The sequence below is a fragment of the Bacillus cereus group sp. MYBK30-2 genome, from assembly GCF_051915945.1.
Taxonomy (GTDB): domain Bacteria; phylum Bacillota; class Bacilli; order Bacillales; family Bacillaceae_G; genus Bacillus_A; species Bacillus_A paramycoides.
Genome location: NZ_JBQAFR010000002.1, coordinates 103,446 through 120,906 on the forward strand (window position 1 = coordinate 103,446; position 17,461 = coordinate 120,906).

The following is a 17,461-nucleotide window of genomic DNA, read 5'->3' on the forward strand; positions in this document are numbered from 1 at the left end:
GGAGTTCTATGAAAAATTTCTCAATGCCGATTCGTTTTATGCTCATTTCTTCATTTTTTATGGCTTTTGGGTATTTTGCGGTATATGCATTTTTAACTATTTATCTATTAAATTTTCTACACTTTTCAGCTGTACAAGTCGGAACAGTTTTAACGATTATGACAATTACATCTAGAGTTATCCCTTTATTCTCAGGATTAATCGCTGACAAAATAGGCTATATCTTTATGATGATAGCCGGATTATTTTTAAGAGGAATCGGATTTATTTTCTTAGGAATATGCTCAGATTTCTATACAATTTCTATTTCTTCCGCTCTCATTGGATTTGGGACTGCATTTTACGAACCTGCAGCTCGCGCCATATTCGGTTCACAACCAACTCATATGAGAAAAAGTTTATTTACATACTTAAATCTTAGTTTTAATTGCGGTGCGATAATCGGACCAATTGCAGGTGGTTTCTTACTCCTATTAGATCCGATATATGCTTTCGCACTAGCCGGATTTCTCATGCTATTATTTGCTCTTATTTTTTATTTTCTTAAAAACCACTTCCAAGTTTCTACTGAAAACACGTCTATTACATTAGGAATACAAGCCATCTTACAAAATAAAAATTTTCTTTTATTTTCACTTATTATGATTTTCTTCTACATTATGTTTACTCAGCTTACTGTCGCACTTCCACTTCATATGAAAAACATTAGTCATAGTAACCAACTCGCTACTTTAGTTATTACGATAAATGCAATAACAGGCGTCATATTTATGATATTATTCCGAAAGATTTTTCATAAATACAATACACTCTCTATTATTAAATACGGTGTTTTATTAATGGGAATTTCCTTTTCACTCATTCCTTTATTCCAGCACCCATATTGGCTATTTATTTGTGTAATTTTATTTACAATTGGAGAAACACTCGTATTACCTAACGCTGACATCGCTATTGCGAATCACAGTAACGAATCATACACAGCTACGTATTTTGGATTTTATCAACTTTCACTCGCATTTGGTTTTATTATTGGTAATTATACAGGGACATGGTTTACATCGAACTTACAGAAAACGTTCGTACCATGGGTTATTTTCGGGGTATGTGGATTGATTGGCTTTCTTTCACTTCATGGTTTAAATAAGAAAAAACTCATCTCTAAAGAAAACATGTCTCTATGTAAAGGTACGGAACATCATTAATAAATTACAATTTGGGTAGAATCACATCGCTATCAAGCAAAGATTTTAAAGTAGCCTCTAAATGAAAATTTTCTTTCTTCACAGTTAGTTATTTTGAGAAGTCGGCTCATTTTTTTGTTTTAGGAATGTTTATTTTTCTTAAGTTGATAGGCATGTGACGGGATTCCATGCCCATCAAGCAAAGATTGTAAAGTACCCCCATAACAAAAATTTCACCTTATATATACTCCAAAGATAGATTAAAAAATATAATAGTTGTTTAAAAAAGATGGTGTGAATTTGGAAATCATTCCATCTTTTATTATTATCCTATACAATGAAGAAAGAATATTTCGGTAATTCGATTGGGAAACGGGTAGAAAAGGAGAGAAACTCCTGCCCCTATTCCCCACTTAGTCCAATTTAAATACGTAATAAATAAAACCGACTCCGATTACAGAGCCGGTTTCTACTGCGTTAGCCTACATTTACATAGGAGTTCTAATACGTGTGTCCTTTCGAATCTCCTATTTAGAGTCGATATTTTACGTTTTCTTTCATTTTCAATCATTCTAATGCTCGATGATATTACGCATATTTTTAGATTTTCCATTTGTAGCTATATTAATCGAGACATTAAAATCTATTTCTTTATTTTGAAGGGATATTCTCCCCTCTTTTTTATATTTTTTCCACAAATTAAAATTCTGACGATATAATGTTTGTGATAACTGATACGTGTCAATCCCTTTTTCGATTCCTTTTCGGTACGTTTTTTTAATTTCTTTTTCAACTTGGTCCTCTGCAATTTTTTTTAAATTATTTACAGGCATAGAATTTATTAATTGATAAATATCAGCATCGAAATGGATGTTCATAAGTATGTGCAACTTCCCTTTTTTTGTAAAAAATTTTGTATCTACCTTTGGGTTTTTTAATATTATTTGTCCAATTATTTTTTTATTAAATTTTAATAGCAATGGAGCTCGTTTTGTATTTTCATCCGTCCATCGAACTCCAGCAATATCGTGGCTGTTTAGATGATTTATATAGGATTTATCACTTATAAAACCATAACCATTAAATTTTAACATCGGAAATGATGTATGCCCTTTTTTCCAATTTGTTTTAGTCGTAGCTAAGAAAGGAATTCGAGTTGTCATCCCAGGTTCATAATAATTTCTTTGGAATTTATATAAAGGTAAAGGATCTATAATTGAATATTGCTTGGTTATTTCTTGTGGCAAATTAATAATTGTATATAATTGAGAAATATTTAAAATATTATTGCTCGCTAATATATTTTCTAAAGGCTCCTTAGTTCCAAATATCCACATAGTATCTCGAAACTGAAAAAAACGAGAGAAAAAATCATTAAATTGATTAAAATCACCATGTTTTAGAAACCTCTCTGTTACAACAATCGTTTTGATATGTTCCCATGAGATCTCTTGTTGAACACTCTTATAAAAATCAAATGTTGCCTCATCTAAAATGAGTCCTTTTCCCTTTCCAATATAAGCCGGGCTATAATTACGGGTAGTGCTCCCTTCTTGTTTAGCTATGTTAGAAAAATTAATAAATTGTGGACGGATGATATAATTATTATCTTTAAAATCGATGCCTAGACTATTTATATACAAGACGTGATGCAACTCTCTTTGATCCCAACACCCTGTTAGAAATGTACACAACATAAAAAGAAATAAAATAATTCTTTTATTTTTTTTCATCAGTACTCTCTCTTTTCCTTGTATTATCTTGAGTATGCAATTCTTTAGGTCTTCTATTCATATACGTGAAAGGAATTCTAAATGTGGCTGCTAGCATACTTTTAAACACAGGGGGAGAATATGGTGTAAAGAAAGGAACTCCAAAAGAACGTAAATTTACTACATGTATCACAATCACAAAGATACAGAATATAAATCCTACTATTCCTAATAAAGAAGATATCAAGAATACTACATATCGCAATATACTTATTATCCCTGTTACTGACTGATTAGTTAAAGCAAATGTCGAAACAACCGAGATTGCTATTATAATGACCATAGATGCTGAGACAATTCCTGCACTAATAGCAGCTTGTCCAATAATTAATCCCCCTACAACAGATAATGTTTGACCAAATACGGCAGGAACACGCAATCCTGCTTGCCTCAAAACTTCAAATAAGGTCATCATAATTAGCCCTTCTAAAGGAGCAGGAAAAGGAATCCCTTCTCTTGATAAACTTAATGTAGCTAACAACGTATAGGGAATCTGATCTGGATGATATGTAATTAGTGCTATCCAAATTCCTGGAAGAAATATAGAAATTACTATCCCCAAAAGACTTACAAGTCGTACAAAGCTACCGAATATATAGAAAAGGTCTTGATCTTCAGATGTATTCACAAAAAAAGGAAATGTAACTGGTGCAATAGTGGCTGTTGGTGACCCTTCAACTAGTAAAATAAAACGCCCATACAACAAACAATTCACAGCATAATCAGGGCGCCCTGTATATTCAACTAAAGGAAATACACTAAATTGATTGTTTGTGATTAATTCTTCAATTTGTGCACTTGAAACAATCCCGTCTATTTTAATTTGTCTTAATTTTAATCGAGCTTGATTAATGATATCTTGGGATGCGATATCTTTTAAATACAAGAGTGCTACTTTAGTTCGTGTTCTTTCTCCAATAATAAATTCTTCATAACTAAGAGAACTCGTTTTTAGTCTTTTTCTAATTAATCCTATATTTGTGTTTAACTCTTCAACAAATCCATCACGTCCACCACGAATGGTCATCTCTGTATTTGTTTGTTCAACGGATCTTGTAGGTATTTGGGCAATATCAACTATATATCCTTGTTTAGATTCTTCAAAAATAATGAGGAGGTTACCTTCAAATATAATCTGAGAGATTGTTTCATTCGAATTTACTATATCTAATTTCTTTACTGATAACTGGGGAATTAATGTTGAAAGGTTAAATTCTTCTATCGAATTACTTAAAAGCTCTTTGCAAACTTGAGATGATGTGGCTTGTTTTAATTTTGTATTGTCAATTAAGTTTTGACAATACATAAACAATACTGACCTCGTTTTTTCTTTCTCATCCAATTCACGCTTTATTACTTTTACATCGTTGCATCCTTCAAACCACTCTAGTATTATCTTCTCGTTTAATTCTACTCGTTTGTTCATCTACGTTGTCTCCTTCAAACTCAGCAACCTTATATAAAATACATTCTCATACTCTTTCAAGAGCTTTTCTTATATGTAACAACCCATACAAACACTATTAGTAAGATAGAAAACAAAAATAGCCCTAATGCTGAAACTGGTAAAACAATTTGAGATACAAACCAATAGAAACTAGAGTCACTGATGGGTAGTATACTTATTAATAAAATACATGAAAGTATTGCAAACATAACCCCATTTCTCGTTTTTCGATTTGTAATTGATAACAAATCTGGAATAAGAAAAACAACAAGTGACAGACGAATAAAGATCCCTACAAGCCACTGATACACGGAGAGAAAGTCTAAATTTTCAATATACCTTCCTATTGACACAAGTCTCCATTCTTCAAATGCTGGATATCGTTGGTTTGCTGCTACGAAAGGACCAAATTCTATAATAGCTGCCATAACTGGGCCTATTGTGATACCAATAATAACAATACCCAAAGCAATCAGTTGATATAATTTGACTTTTGAACAAATGTGATGTTGTAAAAAAAGAATAAAAATTAACTCTAGAAATCCTGCTGCAGGATAAACCATCCCCCTAAATACTGGCTTCATTCCATTTTCCATCATTGGCTGAAGTAAAGAATAATCTTTATGTGGAACATTTGCAAACATTACAAAAAAACCAAGTAGAAATACAATAGGTAACAAAACACCTGTTGTAAGTGCAATAGATTGAATTCCTCTTTCAGCATTGTAGAAACAAATCATTGAAAAAAGTATTCCTAATACAAACCGAGGTGTTTCTGGTAAATAAAAAGAGAAAAAGGTTAATGTTTCTTTTAGTGCAACGACACCAATTGTTATCAAATAAAGTACAACTATGAATATTATTGGATATATAATGAATTTCCCAAAATTAATTTTTAACCACAAAAACAAATGTTCATTTTTTATGTTTTTATAAATGATGAATATTAATGAAGTCCAAATCAAGTATATAACGCTTAATAATAAGATTGAAATCCATGAATCTCTACCCGAGCTATCTAATATCATAGGAATCATAATGACATGGTTGATTATCCCGATACTACCAATGAGTATCATAGAAACTTGAAATAAAGTAATTGTTTGCTTAGTCATACTTACCACCATATTTTGTAATGAAGAAATATTACATAGTATAACTGATACATGACATCTTTATTCGCAATGGTTAGCACTTAGAGGCATGAACAATCAAACTTTCTCAACAGTGTAAAGATATATTGAAACTATTAGAAATTCCACTACAGTTAAACAATTCGTTACATCGAAATTTAAAATAAAAGAAAGTAAGAGATAGTATAATACACCCCTTACTTCCTTTTTTATTTTACTTTCGCCTTTTCTTCAGCAATTTGATTAAGTACAGTCCCTCACGCAGGTCCCACAGCAGCTAAAATCATTCCAATCGTCTCCAAAGACCATTATGTTACCCATAGAAATGTTATTTTGAGTGCAGATTTCCCTTACAGCTCGTTCTTTAGAAACGCCTTTTGCCGTGATTGGAGCAGTTAGCTTTTAGTTTTACACCGAAGATGACTTATCAAAAGCACTAGGCTCCTCTTATTGCCTTTCTTTAATTCATTCTACTAACTTATATTTCAATTTTTTCATTAATAATTAAATATGCCCAAGGGAAACATATTGAAACCGCTTCAATTTTTATTGTCTTTTGCAAAAAGATTGCTATAGACCCACTGTATTTTGAACTGATAACATAAAAAATAATTAATAAAGGGTAGGAGGAATATGTAACAATGAATTCATCAAAAGTAGCTTTTTTGTCAGTATTAAGTAACTCTTTTGTTGTTATTTTAAAAGTTGTTATTGGTATATTTACTGGTTCAGTAGCTATTCTTTCCGAAGCCATTCATTCCTCTTTAGATTTATTAGCTTCAATCATCGCTTTCTTTTCTGTCCGAATTTCAAATAAACCGGCGGATAAATTACATCCCTATGGACATGGAAAAGTAGAAAATATTTCTGGAACAATCGAAACATTACTAATTTTTATAGCTGGTTTTTGGATTATTTATGAATGTATCCTTAAATTGATACACCCCGAACCAATTCGGTTCCCATTTTTAGGAATAGTTGTTATGTTGATTGGAGCACTCATCAATTTTGTAGTATCACGAATTGTTAACAAAACTGCTGAAAAAACAAATTCTATTGCAATGAAATCTAATGCACTACATTTACTCACTGATGTTTACACTTCCTTAGGTGTTGCAATTAGCTTATTTCTAGTTAGTCTAACTGAATGGAGTTTTCTAGACCCAATCATTGGAATTATTTTAGCTGTTTATATTATGACTGAAGCCTTCAAATTAATGAAAGAGTCCTTTCCCCCATTAATTGATGCACGTTTATTACCAGAAGAAGAACAAAAAATCATAAAAATTATAGAATATTATAAAGATGAATATATTGAGTTTCATGATTTTCGTTCAAGGCGTTCAGGTCCAACTGAATACATAGATTTTCATCTTGTCGTTTCATCTCACTATAACATTGAAACAGCACATGAGTTATGTGATCGGATAGAGCAAAATATTAAGAAACAATTTGATCGTGCTCACATACTAATACATTTAGAACCAGAACATGAAATTTTAATATATTAACTTGAAAAGCCATTAAAAAGTAATTAGAAAAAAGAACGCTTATAGGGTATTGTAGGTCGTGTAGGTACTATTCTCACGACCTACAATACCCTATATAATAGTAAAACGCTTATCACCTTCTCACTTTCTGCTAAAATGAAATTTTTATTATAACTTTAACTATCTTCTTAAACTCTGGACTATAATCGAATTTATTGTTTTATTCAGCAGCCTAATTAGGTTAATTTGAAAATCCCCTTAATCCGTTCATTTTGTTCTTTTTTATCTAAGTATTCAAAAAATCCTAGTCGATTCCCCCACGGCTCACTAAATGTTCCGCATTTTACAGGTACTTCTTTACGAGAATGAATCTCGAATTTTGCTACATTTAATTCCCTGACTATCCTTGTCCGTTCAGCCTCAATATCCATTATCGCTAAACGAAGAGGTCCACTACCTGCAGAAGGTATGCCTTCTGCAATCTGTATCCAGCAGCCTTGAATGCGTTCCCATTCTGCAAATCCTTCGTGCGGGAAAAAGTCTGATTCCTTATTGAACAAAGTTTTGTACCACTTAAATGGCTGGAAACAACAAAACGGAAAGTTTTACTTTTATGTTAATGGTAAACTTTAAACAGGTTAGATATACAGTTGTAAAAGCGCAAAGTCCTGACGCTACCCCCAATTAAATTATTGAATGACCGCTAGTTTATATAAAATAAAAGGGAGCAGCTTTTCAGCTGCTCCCTTTTATTTACGATGCATGATGATCTTTTTTCTTCATTAACGCTCTTTTTTTCATCGCTTTCGTTAAATATCCACCTTTAAATGAACGGATTTCATAAGAAGACATAAACGCTTTCGGTGCAATTTCATTAATAATTTCTAACAGTTCTTTCTCTCTTGAACGTTTTGCAACGATATCTAAGCGATAACGTACAGAATTAATTCCTTCGCCTTCAAATACTGTAACGCCAAATCCAGAGTGACGTAATTCATCTACTAATTCATTACAACGGTCTAGTAAACTAACTTGATACGTAATATATCCAATTGCTAATTTATTCTCTATATAACCGCCTAATAATAGTCCCGCACTAAAGCCAATGACATAGGCGACAATGTTCATCCAATTTGATAAATCTTGAAACACAATACCTAAACTGACAATGTAAATAGCTCCTTCTAACAATCCTACACCAGCAGCGGATCTTGTTTGATTCTTTACAAGCAAAATCGTACGGATTGTTAAAACTGGAACATAAATAATTTGAAGCACAAAAATAAGTAACGCTTGTAACATTGGTATCCACCTCTTTCGCAAATTCTTTTGTCATGATAACATACATAAGCTTTAGAAATCGATGGGTTTTTAAATTTTTTTTTATTATTTTTCATACTATTGAAAAACCTAAAAAAGGAGCGTATTATATTTATCTTTAATTCGATTGCACCATTGAATCGTACATATTATATTAACTATTGTGCAATTTATTATCAAACTCAAAAAAGGAACCCGCTAAGGTTCCTTTCATTATAACTCTATTTTTTGTGAAGCATTCTTCTTTTGCTTCTCTTCTTCTTTCACTAGCTGCATATTCGCATAGGCTAAATTCGCAATCATTAAAAAGTGCCCACCTAAAATCCCTGTACCAAATGCCCACATTTCCATTTCATGCTCAATTTCATACATAATGATAGCCCCTAATATCGCGGCTGCAAATCGGTTTAAAACTCCTAATCCAGGAGCCTTTTCTTTCAGCACAATACTTCTTCCTATTTTCTCCACTCTGCGAGCTAATAACCAAAGACAATATGCACTTACCGCTAAACCGATACCAAACCCTGTCACTTGTTTTCCAAACGGAGTAACCGCCCACATTAGTAGTAAACCACTAAAGATCGTATACAATTGTAATCGATATACACGTAAGGCTACTTGAATCAAAATATCCGCTCCTAATTTCACATTTTATTATGTGTCAGAAGAAAAGCAGCAACTTACACAGTTACTGCTTTCTCTTGTTGATGGTCCATTTTCCGAATTTCAACACGTTTAATTTGATAAGCATCTTTTTCTAACACTTTAAATTCATAGCCTTCTGCTTCAACGTATTGTCCTTCTTCAATTTCATGATTTTGCATCATAATCCATCCACCGATTGTATCCACATCGTCTTCTTCAATGTGTAATCCAAACAAATCTTTCACTTCTGTGATGAGCACTTTTCCATCAACAATTTTATGGTACTCGTTCACATGCTGAATTGGTGGTGCTTCATCTTCATCATATTCATCACGAATTTCGCCGACGATTTCCTCCAATATATCTTCAAGCGTTACAATTCCAGCTGTCCCTCCGTACTCATCGTATAAAACAGCCATTGGAATTCGCTTCTTCTGCATTTGCAGTAATAAATCATGAATTGGAGTTGTTTCCATAACTTCAATAATCGGACGCATATACGTGCGAATCGATGATAAATCTTCTTTATCGTTGTTCATATATCGAATAAAGAAATCTTTTACATTGACCATACCGATAATATCATCTTTATCTTCTCCAAAAATCGGATATCGTGTGTATCGTTCATTTTGGATTACTTTCATGTGTTCTTCTACTGAATCTTCAAGATAGAAACCAACGATTTCTGTACGTGGTACCATTATCTCTTTCGCAATGCGATTATCAAATTCAAAGATATTATTTACATACTTGTATTCAGCTTGATTAATTTCTCCACTTTCGTAACTCTCTGAAAGAATAAGACGTAACTCTTCTTCTGTATGAGCTACTTCATGTTCAGAAGCTGGTTTCAAACCGAATAAGCCAGTTACAACGCGAGCAGAACTATTCAATACCCAAATAAATGGATACATAACTTTATAGAACATCATTAACGGACCCGCAAATAACAATGTCACTTTTTCAGCTTTTTGAATTGCCATCGTTTTCGGAGCTAATTCCCCGACTACAACGTGCAAGTACGTCATCGTCATAAATGCAAGACCAAACGTTAATACTTGTGAAATAGAAGGATTTAAATTCAATTTCTCAAATAACGGGTGTAATAATTTTTCTATCGTCGGTTCACCTAACCAACCAAGTCCCATCGCTGTAACTGTAATACCTAATTGACAAGCAGATAAATATTCGTCTAAATTTGTTGTTACCTTTTTCGCTGCTAATGCACCGCGTTTTCCTTCCGCAACAAGCTGATCAATGCGACTTGAACGTACTTTTACAATCGCAAACTCTGCTGCTACGAAAAATCCAGTAAATGCGATTAAAATCGCAACCATGACTAAATTAAATATTTCCAATGAATACCCTTAGTTAAAAAACTAAGGTGTCCACCTCCTGTATACTATAATGTTTTCTTATTTGTTCGTTAGAAAACATAGCCCGATACAAAAATTAAAGAGGTCGGATTTCACTTTTTCTATAATAATAGAGCAAGTGTCTGTATTAAAGCTGTCGTTTGACCTGATAAAGATTTCGATATTTTTTCACGTTGTGAATCAGTCAATTCATCTAAAAGAGGCTTTAATTCCGTTAGCTCTGCTTCTAATCTATGAATATGGTCTGTCACTTCATTCACTTGTTTCGAAACGTGTTCATTGATACCGAGCAGCTTCTTCTTCTCCTCGATTTTCTCTTTAATCTCACAAAGCGGCATATGCATTTCTTTGCACTTCTCAATAAATTGTAATGTTTCAAATGCTGTTTCGTCGTAATAGCGATAATTAGATTGAGATCGCTCCGCTTTTAAGATACCTAGATTCGTATAATAATCAATCGTTCGTTTCGACACGTGAGCCATGAGAGCCAACTGTCCGATTCGATACACCTTCCCAACGATCTTCCCCCCTTGTTTATAGTACTAACATCATACAATACATAAACTGTACAGTCAAACGTGACGGTTTCTTATTCACAATCTATACAAAAGAACTTTCGTATGTTTCAAATATACGAAAGTTCTTTTAAATAATTTCAGCTCCTATCTTTCTATTAAACTCAAATTCCCTCTACTTATCACATACTAAAAACCAATCCACCTTTTCTAAACAGATAGGATCTTGATAATTGTTCACATGCGAATTCATAACAATATATTGCATAACACCTTAAAAAATCAGAAAATTAAGTTATAATATCATTATAAAATAAGAAGGAGGAATATGCATATGTACTACAAGACTTCATTCGAAAACGATCAACCTGTAGGCCGTCTATAAACTAAGACGGGCATTCATATAACACATACACTATGCCTCGTCTTAGGGAATTTATCATCACCCTAAAAATAGACGGAGGTAATTCAAATGAAACAAACAATTTTAGGAGCTATATGTTTATCACTAGCAGCAAGTATTTGGGGCGGTATGTATGTTGTTAGCAAATATGTACTCGACTTTATCCCGCCACTAACACTCGTTTGGCTACGCTTTATTATCGCTTTTGTTGTTTTATACGTGCTTTTGAAAACAACAGAAAGAAAGCAAAAGAAAAAAATAACCATCCAGAAAAAAGATTGGTTACTATTCGCTTGGATTGGATTCATCGGGTACTTCATTTCGATCACATGTCAATTTATCGGAACAAAATTATCCGACGCTCATACAGGCTCTTTAGTAACGTCAGCTACACCTGCATTTATGGTCATATTTGCAGCGCTCATTTTAAAAGAAAAACTAACTGCTCGTAGACTGTTATCAACTATCATCGCAACAATCGGTGTCATTATCGTTATCGGATGGGATATTGAAATTGGCTCCTATTTTATCGGTACAATCATTTTAGTTGGAGCCGCTATTACATGGGCTTTACTATCCATTTATGTAAAAATCGCTTCAGCTCGATTTTCATCTTTAGTTATTACAACGTACGCTATATTCTTTTCACTCTTTTTTATAACACCTTGTATGGTGTGGGAATTTCAATCAACTCCTATTGAACATGTGAACATGTACGTATTATTAGGCGTACTCTATTTAGGAATCGTCTCAACCGCAGGTGCATTTTTCCTTTGGAATAAAGGGTTAGAGTTAATGGATGCTAGCATCGGTTCATTATTTTTCTTCTTCCAACCTATCGTTGGATCATTACTCGGCTGGCTTCTTTTAAATGAGACGTTAAGCAGTAACTTTTTCATTGGTGGTATTCTTATTATATGCAGCGTTATAATTACTACTCTTGAAAAGAAAAAACAGGCAGAGATTTAATCTCTGCCTGTTCGTATAATTGGATCTTGATCATGTAATCCAATACAAATTGGTATATTACTTTGCAAACCACTACATGCAATTTACGCAGTCCAATGCGCTGGACGAGACAATAATTTCGGCAATTTTGTATGTTTGTCCCCTCTTGCTGCATTAATCTGGACTTGCGTAAGAAAAATACTATTTGTAAAATCTGCTCCTCTAATATCTGCATCTCGCAAATCTGCTCCTATGAGGTCAGCACCTCGTAAATTAGCATCTCGTAAATTTGCCGCAATAAGATAAGCACCTCGTAAATTCGCTCCTTGTAAATCTTTCTTTTTAAGATTTGCTCCCATAAGATCTGCACCTCGGTGACTAATTCTTTTCTTATTTGCAGTATTTATTTCCTTCCAAACGAGTTCACTCGTTTCCAGAAGGAGAACATTCACTTCTGCACGATGTAATGGAACATTTACTTTCATTAACTCATCTGCACTTAAATTTGAAAGTCGTTCCGTCTCTTCAATCGCTTTACTAAGCTCATGATGAATCGTTTGCGTCGCCTTAAAAAGAACGGCTTCCTTCAAATACCAAAGCATTTCATGAAGCTGATGCATAACCGGAAAAGCATCATACATTTTTCTAGCATGACTAGCATCTTTCCGCCAATCAATTCCATTAAACGTAACTTGAGAAATCTTTTGCCCAGCGCCGAAACATTCAAATACAGTACAACCTTTATACCCTTTTCCTCTAAGACTTTTATGTATACTACATTTATAATCTGATTGTAAATTTGAACAAGGTTTACCACCATCTTTATTCACCGCAAAATCTACTGATGCCGCGAAAGGTAATGCTACACAGCATAGACCAAAACATTTTTCACAGTCTGCTTTTAAACTATTGTAAGTTATATTCTCTTCTACATAAAAATAATCGTTATTATTAGTCAAAATATATACCCCCTGTTGTCTTTTGACTATTTCATAATATTCCAACTGCACTAAATAATCAATTTTAAAATAAACCGGCATATTTCATCTCAAACAACAACTTAATCCGTTTATTTCCTTTCATTTAAAAAGGACTTCCTCTACAATATTAATTATAATTAAATTAAGAACTTTCAAACAACAAGGAGAGATACTATGGCACTAGAAATGAAAACAAACTGTCAAATTTGCGACGATTCCCTTCAGCCCGATTCCGAAGCATACATATGCGTGTATGAATGTACATTTTGTGCACCATGTACAGAGGAAAGACAAAATGTTTGCCCGAACTGTGGTGGGGAGTTAGTACGTAGACCAAAAAAGAAACAATAAAAAGCAAAGCGATGATCGCTTTGCTTTTTACGTTTCTTTTTTGATATATGAAATTATATCGACGTTTCGACAAAGAACTACATTTCTACATGAATTGAGCTTCCATCCCTTGCCCTTTATCAACGCACGTTAAACATTTAAAAATTTAACACAAACAGGCTCTGGTACAACAGCATCCGATTGTAAAAGAGTTAGCTTCCCTGTAGTTTCATTTCTTGAAAATAGCACAAGACTATGTGACTTTTCATTTGTAGCAACAAGAAACTTTTCAGTAGGATCTAATACAAAATCCCTCGGCCAATTTCCTTCTGTAGATGTATGTTCAACAAATGTAAGCTGACCTGAATTTTGATCCACATTGAAAACAGCAATACTATTATGACCACGATTCGCTGCATACACAAATCGACCGTCAGAAGAGATGTGTATGGCACTTCCTTGACTATTTTCATCAAATTCTTCTGGAACAGTAGTAATATACTGTAATTCTGTAAAGGCCCCTTCTTCCGAGTGATATGATAATACAATGACTTCAGAACTAAGCTCTGTCATCACATAGGCGTATTTTCCATTCGGGTGAAAAGTAATATGCCTTGGGCCACTTCCTGGGTTCACAGACAAGCTATTAACTTCTATTAGAGTACTATCTTTTATTTCATACGTAATTAATTTATCAATCCCTAAATCAACACCCACCACATATTTTTCATCAGGAGTATATCCCGCATAATGTGCGTGTGGTTTTTCTTGTCTTTCTTTATTCGGACCTGAACCTTTGTGTGTAATAATAGAGACAGCAGGATTTACAGTTCCATTTTCTTCATTTACTACAAAAGACTCAATCGTTCCTTTATGGTAATTTGCTGTAACTACCGTACGATTTCTACTATCAACACTAATATGACAAGGAGAGGCACCTTCTACTATTTGTCTGTTTTCTGCCTTAAGCTCTCCAGTATGATTGTCAATCGAATAAGCAGCTACACCACCAGCTTCTCCTTCTTTTATAACAGAATAGAGATATTGATTATTTCGGTTAATGGTTAAATATGTAGGGTTATCCAGCTTGGCCGCAAGTGTTACATTACTAATTTTTTTTGCTTCCGTATCTAAAGTAAAAGTATATATTCCTTCACTATTTTCTTTCGTGTAAGTTCCAACATATCCAATAAACTTTTTGTTATCCATCATTTTCATAACCCTCTCCCTATAGTTTTCGTTCTTCATACTTCTTACTAAGCAGCCTTAATCTATTTTATATTGAAAGAATATCCTAAAAAATCGGAGTACCTCTTTATAAGTTACCACATTTTTCTGCGAAACAGCCTCTAAACCCATTTTTTCTGAAAAGCTGCTATACTTTCATATTCTTCTTCCAAGTGACGGGATAGACGAATATAGATTGGTGTTAAATCTTTATATTTTTCCACACTTTCCATGTTTGGCTCATGATAAAAATTTGCACCTACCATTTCAGAAACTACGTGTAATGTATCTATTTCACCTAGACTATATAAACCGAGGATAGCAGCTCCTAAGCAAGAGCTTTCGAAACTTTCAGGAACATATACGTCTTGATGAAAGATATCCGCCATCATCTGTCTCCAAAGTTCTGACCTTGCAAAGCCTCCAGTTGCTTGAATTTTTCTCGGTTCGCCAATGAGCTCTTTTAAAGCAAGAAGAACAGTATACAAGTTATAAATGATCCCCTCTAAAACAGCACGGATAAGGTGTTCTTTCTTATGATGCAATCCTAGTCCAAAGAAAGAACCTCGCGCATTTGCATTCCATAAAGGAGCTCTTTCCCCTGCTAAATACGGATGAAATAATAAACCGTCAGATCCAGGGTTAACTTTTGCTGCTATTTCAGTAAGCACTTCATATGGATCTTTTCCTAAACGCTTCGCATGTTCAACCTCTATAGTACTCAGCTGGTCACGGGCCCACCTGAAAATCATACCACCGTTATTAACTGGCCCACCAATTACCCAATGTTCCTCAGTTAACGCATAACAAAAAATCCTACCCTTTGGATCTGTTACAGGATGATTTGTGACGGCACGTATCGCACCGCTCGTACCAATTGTAACAGCAACAACCCCAGGCTCTATCGCATTTACCCCTAAATTCGATAGTACGCCATCACTAGCTCCTACTACAAAAGGAGTAGAAACGTGTATGTTCATTTCTCTTGCAAGCTCTTCATTTAACCCTCTCAAGCTGTGCGTCGTTGGAACTAGTTTAGAAAGCTTTTCATCTGAAATTCCTGCAACATGTAGAGCTTCCTCATCCCATTTTAAAGATTTTAAATTGAACATTCCTGTTGCTGATGCTATAGAATAATCAATTACATATTCCTTATATAACTTATAAAAAACATACTCTTTAATAGAAATGAATTTATAGCTTTTTGCGAACAATTCTGCATGCTCATTCTGAAGCCAAACTAATTTCGAAAGTGGTGACATAGGATGAATTGGTGTCCCAGTACGAAGGTAAATTTCATGACCATTCATATCATTCTTTATTTTCTCTGCCCAGCTTGCGCTTCTATTATCAGCCCAAGTGATACATCTCGTTAACGGACTCCCCTCTTCGTCTACAGCAATGACGCTATGCATTGCCGAACTAAAAGAGACGCAAAGAATATCAATCGGCTGTATATTACTTGATTGTACAGTTTCTTTTATAGTATGTATCACTGCTTGAAAAATCTCTTCTGGATCTTGTTCTGCTGTTTCTGGCGCGGGAGAATATAAAGGGTATTCAATCCCGTGGCTTGCAATAACAGACCCATCAATCGAAAACAAAACTGATTTTGTACTAGTTGTTCCAATATCTACACCAATCATATATTTTGAACTCACAATGTAACCCCTTTCAAAATATTCCTATAAAAAAAGAGCACCCACAAAGTTCTTCCTTAATTAAATATACATACTTGAGAGCACCATGATTTATACAAAAAAAGACTCTCCCTTATGAGAGCTACGTGCTAACAAACTTTACTCTCATAAGGAGGTCCTTTTCATAACTATTGTGCTATTTTGAAAATGAATCGTTTCTTTTTATATTGCCGTTTTCACGTAATAAGATGCCAAACTCGAGATTAAGTTTACAGGATGAAGTCACATAGAGAGTAGTCCTCTCGTGAAAAAGCAATTGGTGAAAACTTCACTTCATTATAATTTAGGCGCTTTCGCCCAATCCGCAGCAAACTTTTCAATACCTTGGTCTGTTAATGGATGCATAGCAAGTTGTTCAATTACTTTATAAGGAATTGTTGCAATGTGAGCACCTGCCATCGCTACACGAGTTACATGATCCGGGTGCCTGACAGAAGCCGCAATGATTTGTGTATCTAATTGATGAATAAAGAATAATTCAGCAATTTTAGCAACCAATAGTACGCCATCTTCAGAAATATCATCTAAGCGACCTAAAAATGGAGAAACATACGTTGCACCTGCTCGAGCAGCTAAAAGAGCTTGGTTCACAGTGAAAATAAGTGTAACGTTCGTTTTAACACCTTTTTCAGTAAGATAGCGACAAGCTTCTAATCCTGCTAGCGTCATCGGAAGTTTTATCGTGATGTTTTTATCGCCACCGTTAATTTTAATCAATTCTTCTGCTTGGGCAATCATCTCTTCCGCTGTAACAACATCTGGAGTTACTTCTGCCGAAACAGACTCGACTTTAGGTACTGCCTGACAAATTTCTGCAATACGATCTTCAAACTTGATGCCCTCTTTTGCTACTAAAGAAGGATTGGTTGTAACACCAGCTAAAACTCCCAGTTTATATGCTTTTTTTATGTCCTCAAGATTTGCAGTATCAATAAAAAACTTCATGATCAATTCCCTCCATTTTTTAAACGTTACGAGTTATAACTTTAGG

17 protein-coding genes are annotated in these 17,461 nt (G+C 34.1%); 4 read left to right on the top strand and 13 right to left on the bottom strand.

The features are described 5' to 3' along the window. The first annotated feature begins 8 nt into the window (after window positions 1-8). Window positions 9-1,205, top strand: coding sequence for an MDR family MFS transporter (locus ACTFQM_RS12070; protein WP_440034488.1), 1,197 nt, complete (start codon window positions 9-11; stop codon window positions 1,203-1,205). Between the two features lie 551 nt (window positions 1,206-1,756). Here ACTFQM_RS12070 and ACTFQM_RS12075 read toward each other — a convergent pair. From ACTFQM_RS12075 to ACTFQM_RS12090, 4 genes are all read right to left on the bottom strand, one after another. Continuing rightward, entirely contained in the window at window positions 1,757-2,917 is a 1,161-nt protein-coding gene (locus tag ACTFQM_RS12075) for a Ger(x)C family spore germination protein (protein ID WP_440034490.1), read from the bottom strand. Further along, window positions 2,904-4,382 carry a spore germination protein gene (locus tag ACTFQM_RS12080; protein ID WP_440034492.1) on the bottom strand — a complete coding sequence of 493 codons (1,479 nt, stop codon included), beginning with the start codon at window positions 4,380-4,382 and terminating at the stop codon, window positions 2,904-2,906. Before ACTFQM_RS12080 ends, ACTFQM_RS12075 begins: the two co-directional genes overlap by 14 nt. 56 nt (window positions 4,383-4,438) lie before the next feature. Further along, window positions 4,439-5,518 carry an endospore germination permease gene (locus ACTFQM_RS12085; RefSeq protein ID WP_440034493.1) on the bottom strand — a complete coding sequence of 360 codons (1,080 nt, stop codon included), beginning with the start codon at window positions 5,516-5,518 and terminating at the stop codon, window positions 4,439-4,441. Between the two features lie 261 nt (window positions 5,519-5,779). Continuing rightward, window positions 5,780-5,923 carry an HAD hydrolase family protein gene (locus ACTFQM_RS12090; RefSeq protein ID WP_269719656.1) on the bottom strand — a complete coding sequence of 48 codons (144 nt, stop codon included), beginning with the start codon at window positions 5,921-5,923 and terminating at the stop codon, window positions 5,780-5,782. Window positions 5,924-6,177: 254 nt separating this feature from the next. Here ACTFQM_RS12090 and ACTFQM_RS12095 point away from each other — a divergent pair, with 254 nt between their 5' ends. Beyond that, on the top strand, window positions 6,178-7,047 hold the full coding sequence (locus tag ACTFQM_RS12095; protein WP_440034495.1) for a cation diffusion facilitator family transporter: 870 nt from the start codon (window positions 6,178-6,180) through the stop codon (window positions 7,045-7,047). Between the two features lie 215 nt (window positions 7,048-7,262). Here ACTFQM_RS12095 and ACTFQM_RS12100 read toward each other — a convergent pair whose 3' ends face one another. From ACTFQM_RS12100 to ACTFQM_RS12120, 5 genes are all read right to left on the bottom strand, one after another. Then, the gene (locus ACTFQM_RS12100; protein ID WP_440034497.1) at window positions 7,263-7,586 is read right to left on the bottom strand and encodes a VOC family protein; all 324 of its coding nucleotides are present in this window, start codon (window positions 7,584-7,586) and stop codon (window positions 7,263-7,265) included. A gap of 193 nt (window positions 7,587-7,779) precedes the next feature. Next, on the bottom strand, window positions 7,780-8,328 hold the full coding sequence (locus ACTFQM_RS12105; protein ID WP_098308576.1) for a DUF2179 domain-containing protein: 549 nt from the start codon (window positions 8,326-8,328) through the stop codon (window positions 7,780-7,782). Window positions 8,329-8,559: 231 nt separating this feature from the next. Then, window positions 8,560-8,973, bottom strand: coding sequence for an ATP synthase subunit I (locus ACTFQM_RS12110; RefSeq protein ID WP_002172713.1), 414 nt, complete (start codon window positions 8,971-8,973; stop codon window positions 8,560-8,562). A gap of 53 nt (window positions 8,974-9,026) precedes the next feature. Further along, a complete protein-coding gene (locus ACTFQM_RS12115) occupies window positions 9,027-10,349 on the bottom strand; it encodes a hemolysin family protein (protein ID WP_025149266.1) in 1,323 nt (440 codons plus the stop codon). 119 nt (window positions 10,350-10,468) lie between these two features. After that, the gene (locus tag ACTFQM_RS12120; protein WP_025149265.1) at window positions 10,469-10,876 is read right to left on the bottom strand and encodes a MerR family transcriptional regulator; all 408 of its coding nucleotides are present in this window, start codon (window positions 10,874-10,876) and stop codon (window positions 10,469-10,471) included. Between the two features lie 478 nt (window positions 10,877-11,354). On the opposite strand from ACTFQM_RS12120, the gene ACTFQM_RS12125 reads away from it, so the two are divergent. Beyond that, the gene (locus ACTFQM_RS12125; RefSeq protein ID WP_048373185.1) at window positions 11,355-12,254 is read left to right on the top strand and encodes a DMT family transporter; all 900 of its coding nucleotides are present in this window, start codon (window positions 11,355-11,357) and stop codon (window positions 12,252-12,254) included. An 83-nt stretch (window positions 12,255-12,337) separates the two neighbouring features. Here ACTFQM_RS12125 and ACTFQM_RS12130 read toward each other — a convergent pair whose 3' ends face one another. After that, on the bottom strand, window positions 12,338-13,192 hold the full coding sequence (locus tag ACTFQM_RS12130) for a pentapeptide repeat-containing protein (RefSeq protein ID WP_440034500.1): 855 nt from the start codon (window positions 13,190-13,192) through the stop codon (window positions 12,338-12,340). A gap of 195 nt (window positions 13,193-13,387) precedes the next feature. Between ACTFQM_RS12130 and ACTFQM_RS12135 the strand changes: the two genes are divergently transcribed. After that, window positions 13,388-13,564 carry a DUF1272 domain-containing protein gene (locus ACTFQM_RS12135; RefSeq protein ID WP_002172718.1) on the top strand — a complete coding sequence of 59 codons (177 nt, stop codon included), beginning with the start codon at window positions 13,388-13,390 and terminating at the stop codon, window positions 13,562-13,564. A gap of 129 nt (window positions 13,565-13,693) precedes the next feature. On the opposite strand, the gene ACTFQM_RS12140 is transcribed toward ACTFQM_RS12135, so the two are convergent. The 3 genes from ACTFQM_RS12140 to fsa all read right to left on the bottom strand — a co-directional run bounded on the left by ACTFQM_RS12140 (window position 13,694) and on the right by fsa (window position 17,415). Next, window positions 13,694-14,761 (bottom strand): lactonase family protein, encoded by a 1,068-nt coding sequence (locus ACTFQM_RS12140; protein WP_440034501.1) that lies wholly within the window; start codon window positions 14,759-14,761, stop codon window positions 13,694-13,696. Between the two features lie 131 nt (window positions 14,762-14,892). After that, window positions 14,893-16,434: a gluconokinase gene (gene gntK / locus ACTFQM_RS12145; RefSeq protein WP_440035760.1), complete on the bottom strand. Its 1,542-nt coding sequence runs from the start codon at window positions 16,432-16,434 to the stop codon at window positions 14,893-14,895. A gap of 312 nt (window positions 16,435-16,746) precedes the next feature. Beyond that, complete coding sequence (gene fsa / locus ACTFQM_RS12150; RefSeq protein ID WP_440034503.1) at window positions 16,747-17,415, bottom strand: fructose-6-phosphate aldolase; 669 nt, start codon at window positions 17,413-17,415, stop codon at window positions 16,747-16,749. Window positions 17,416-17,461 lie beyond the last annotated feature (46 nt).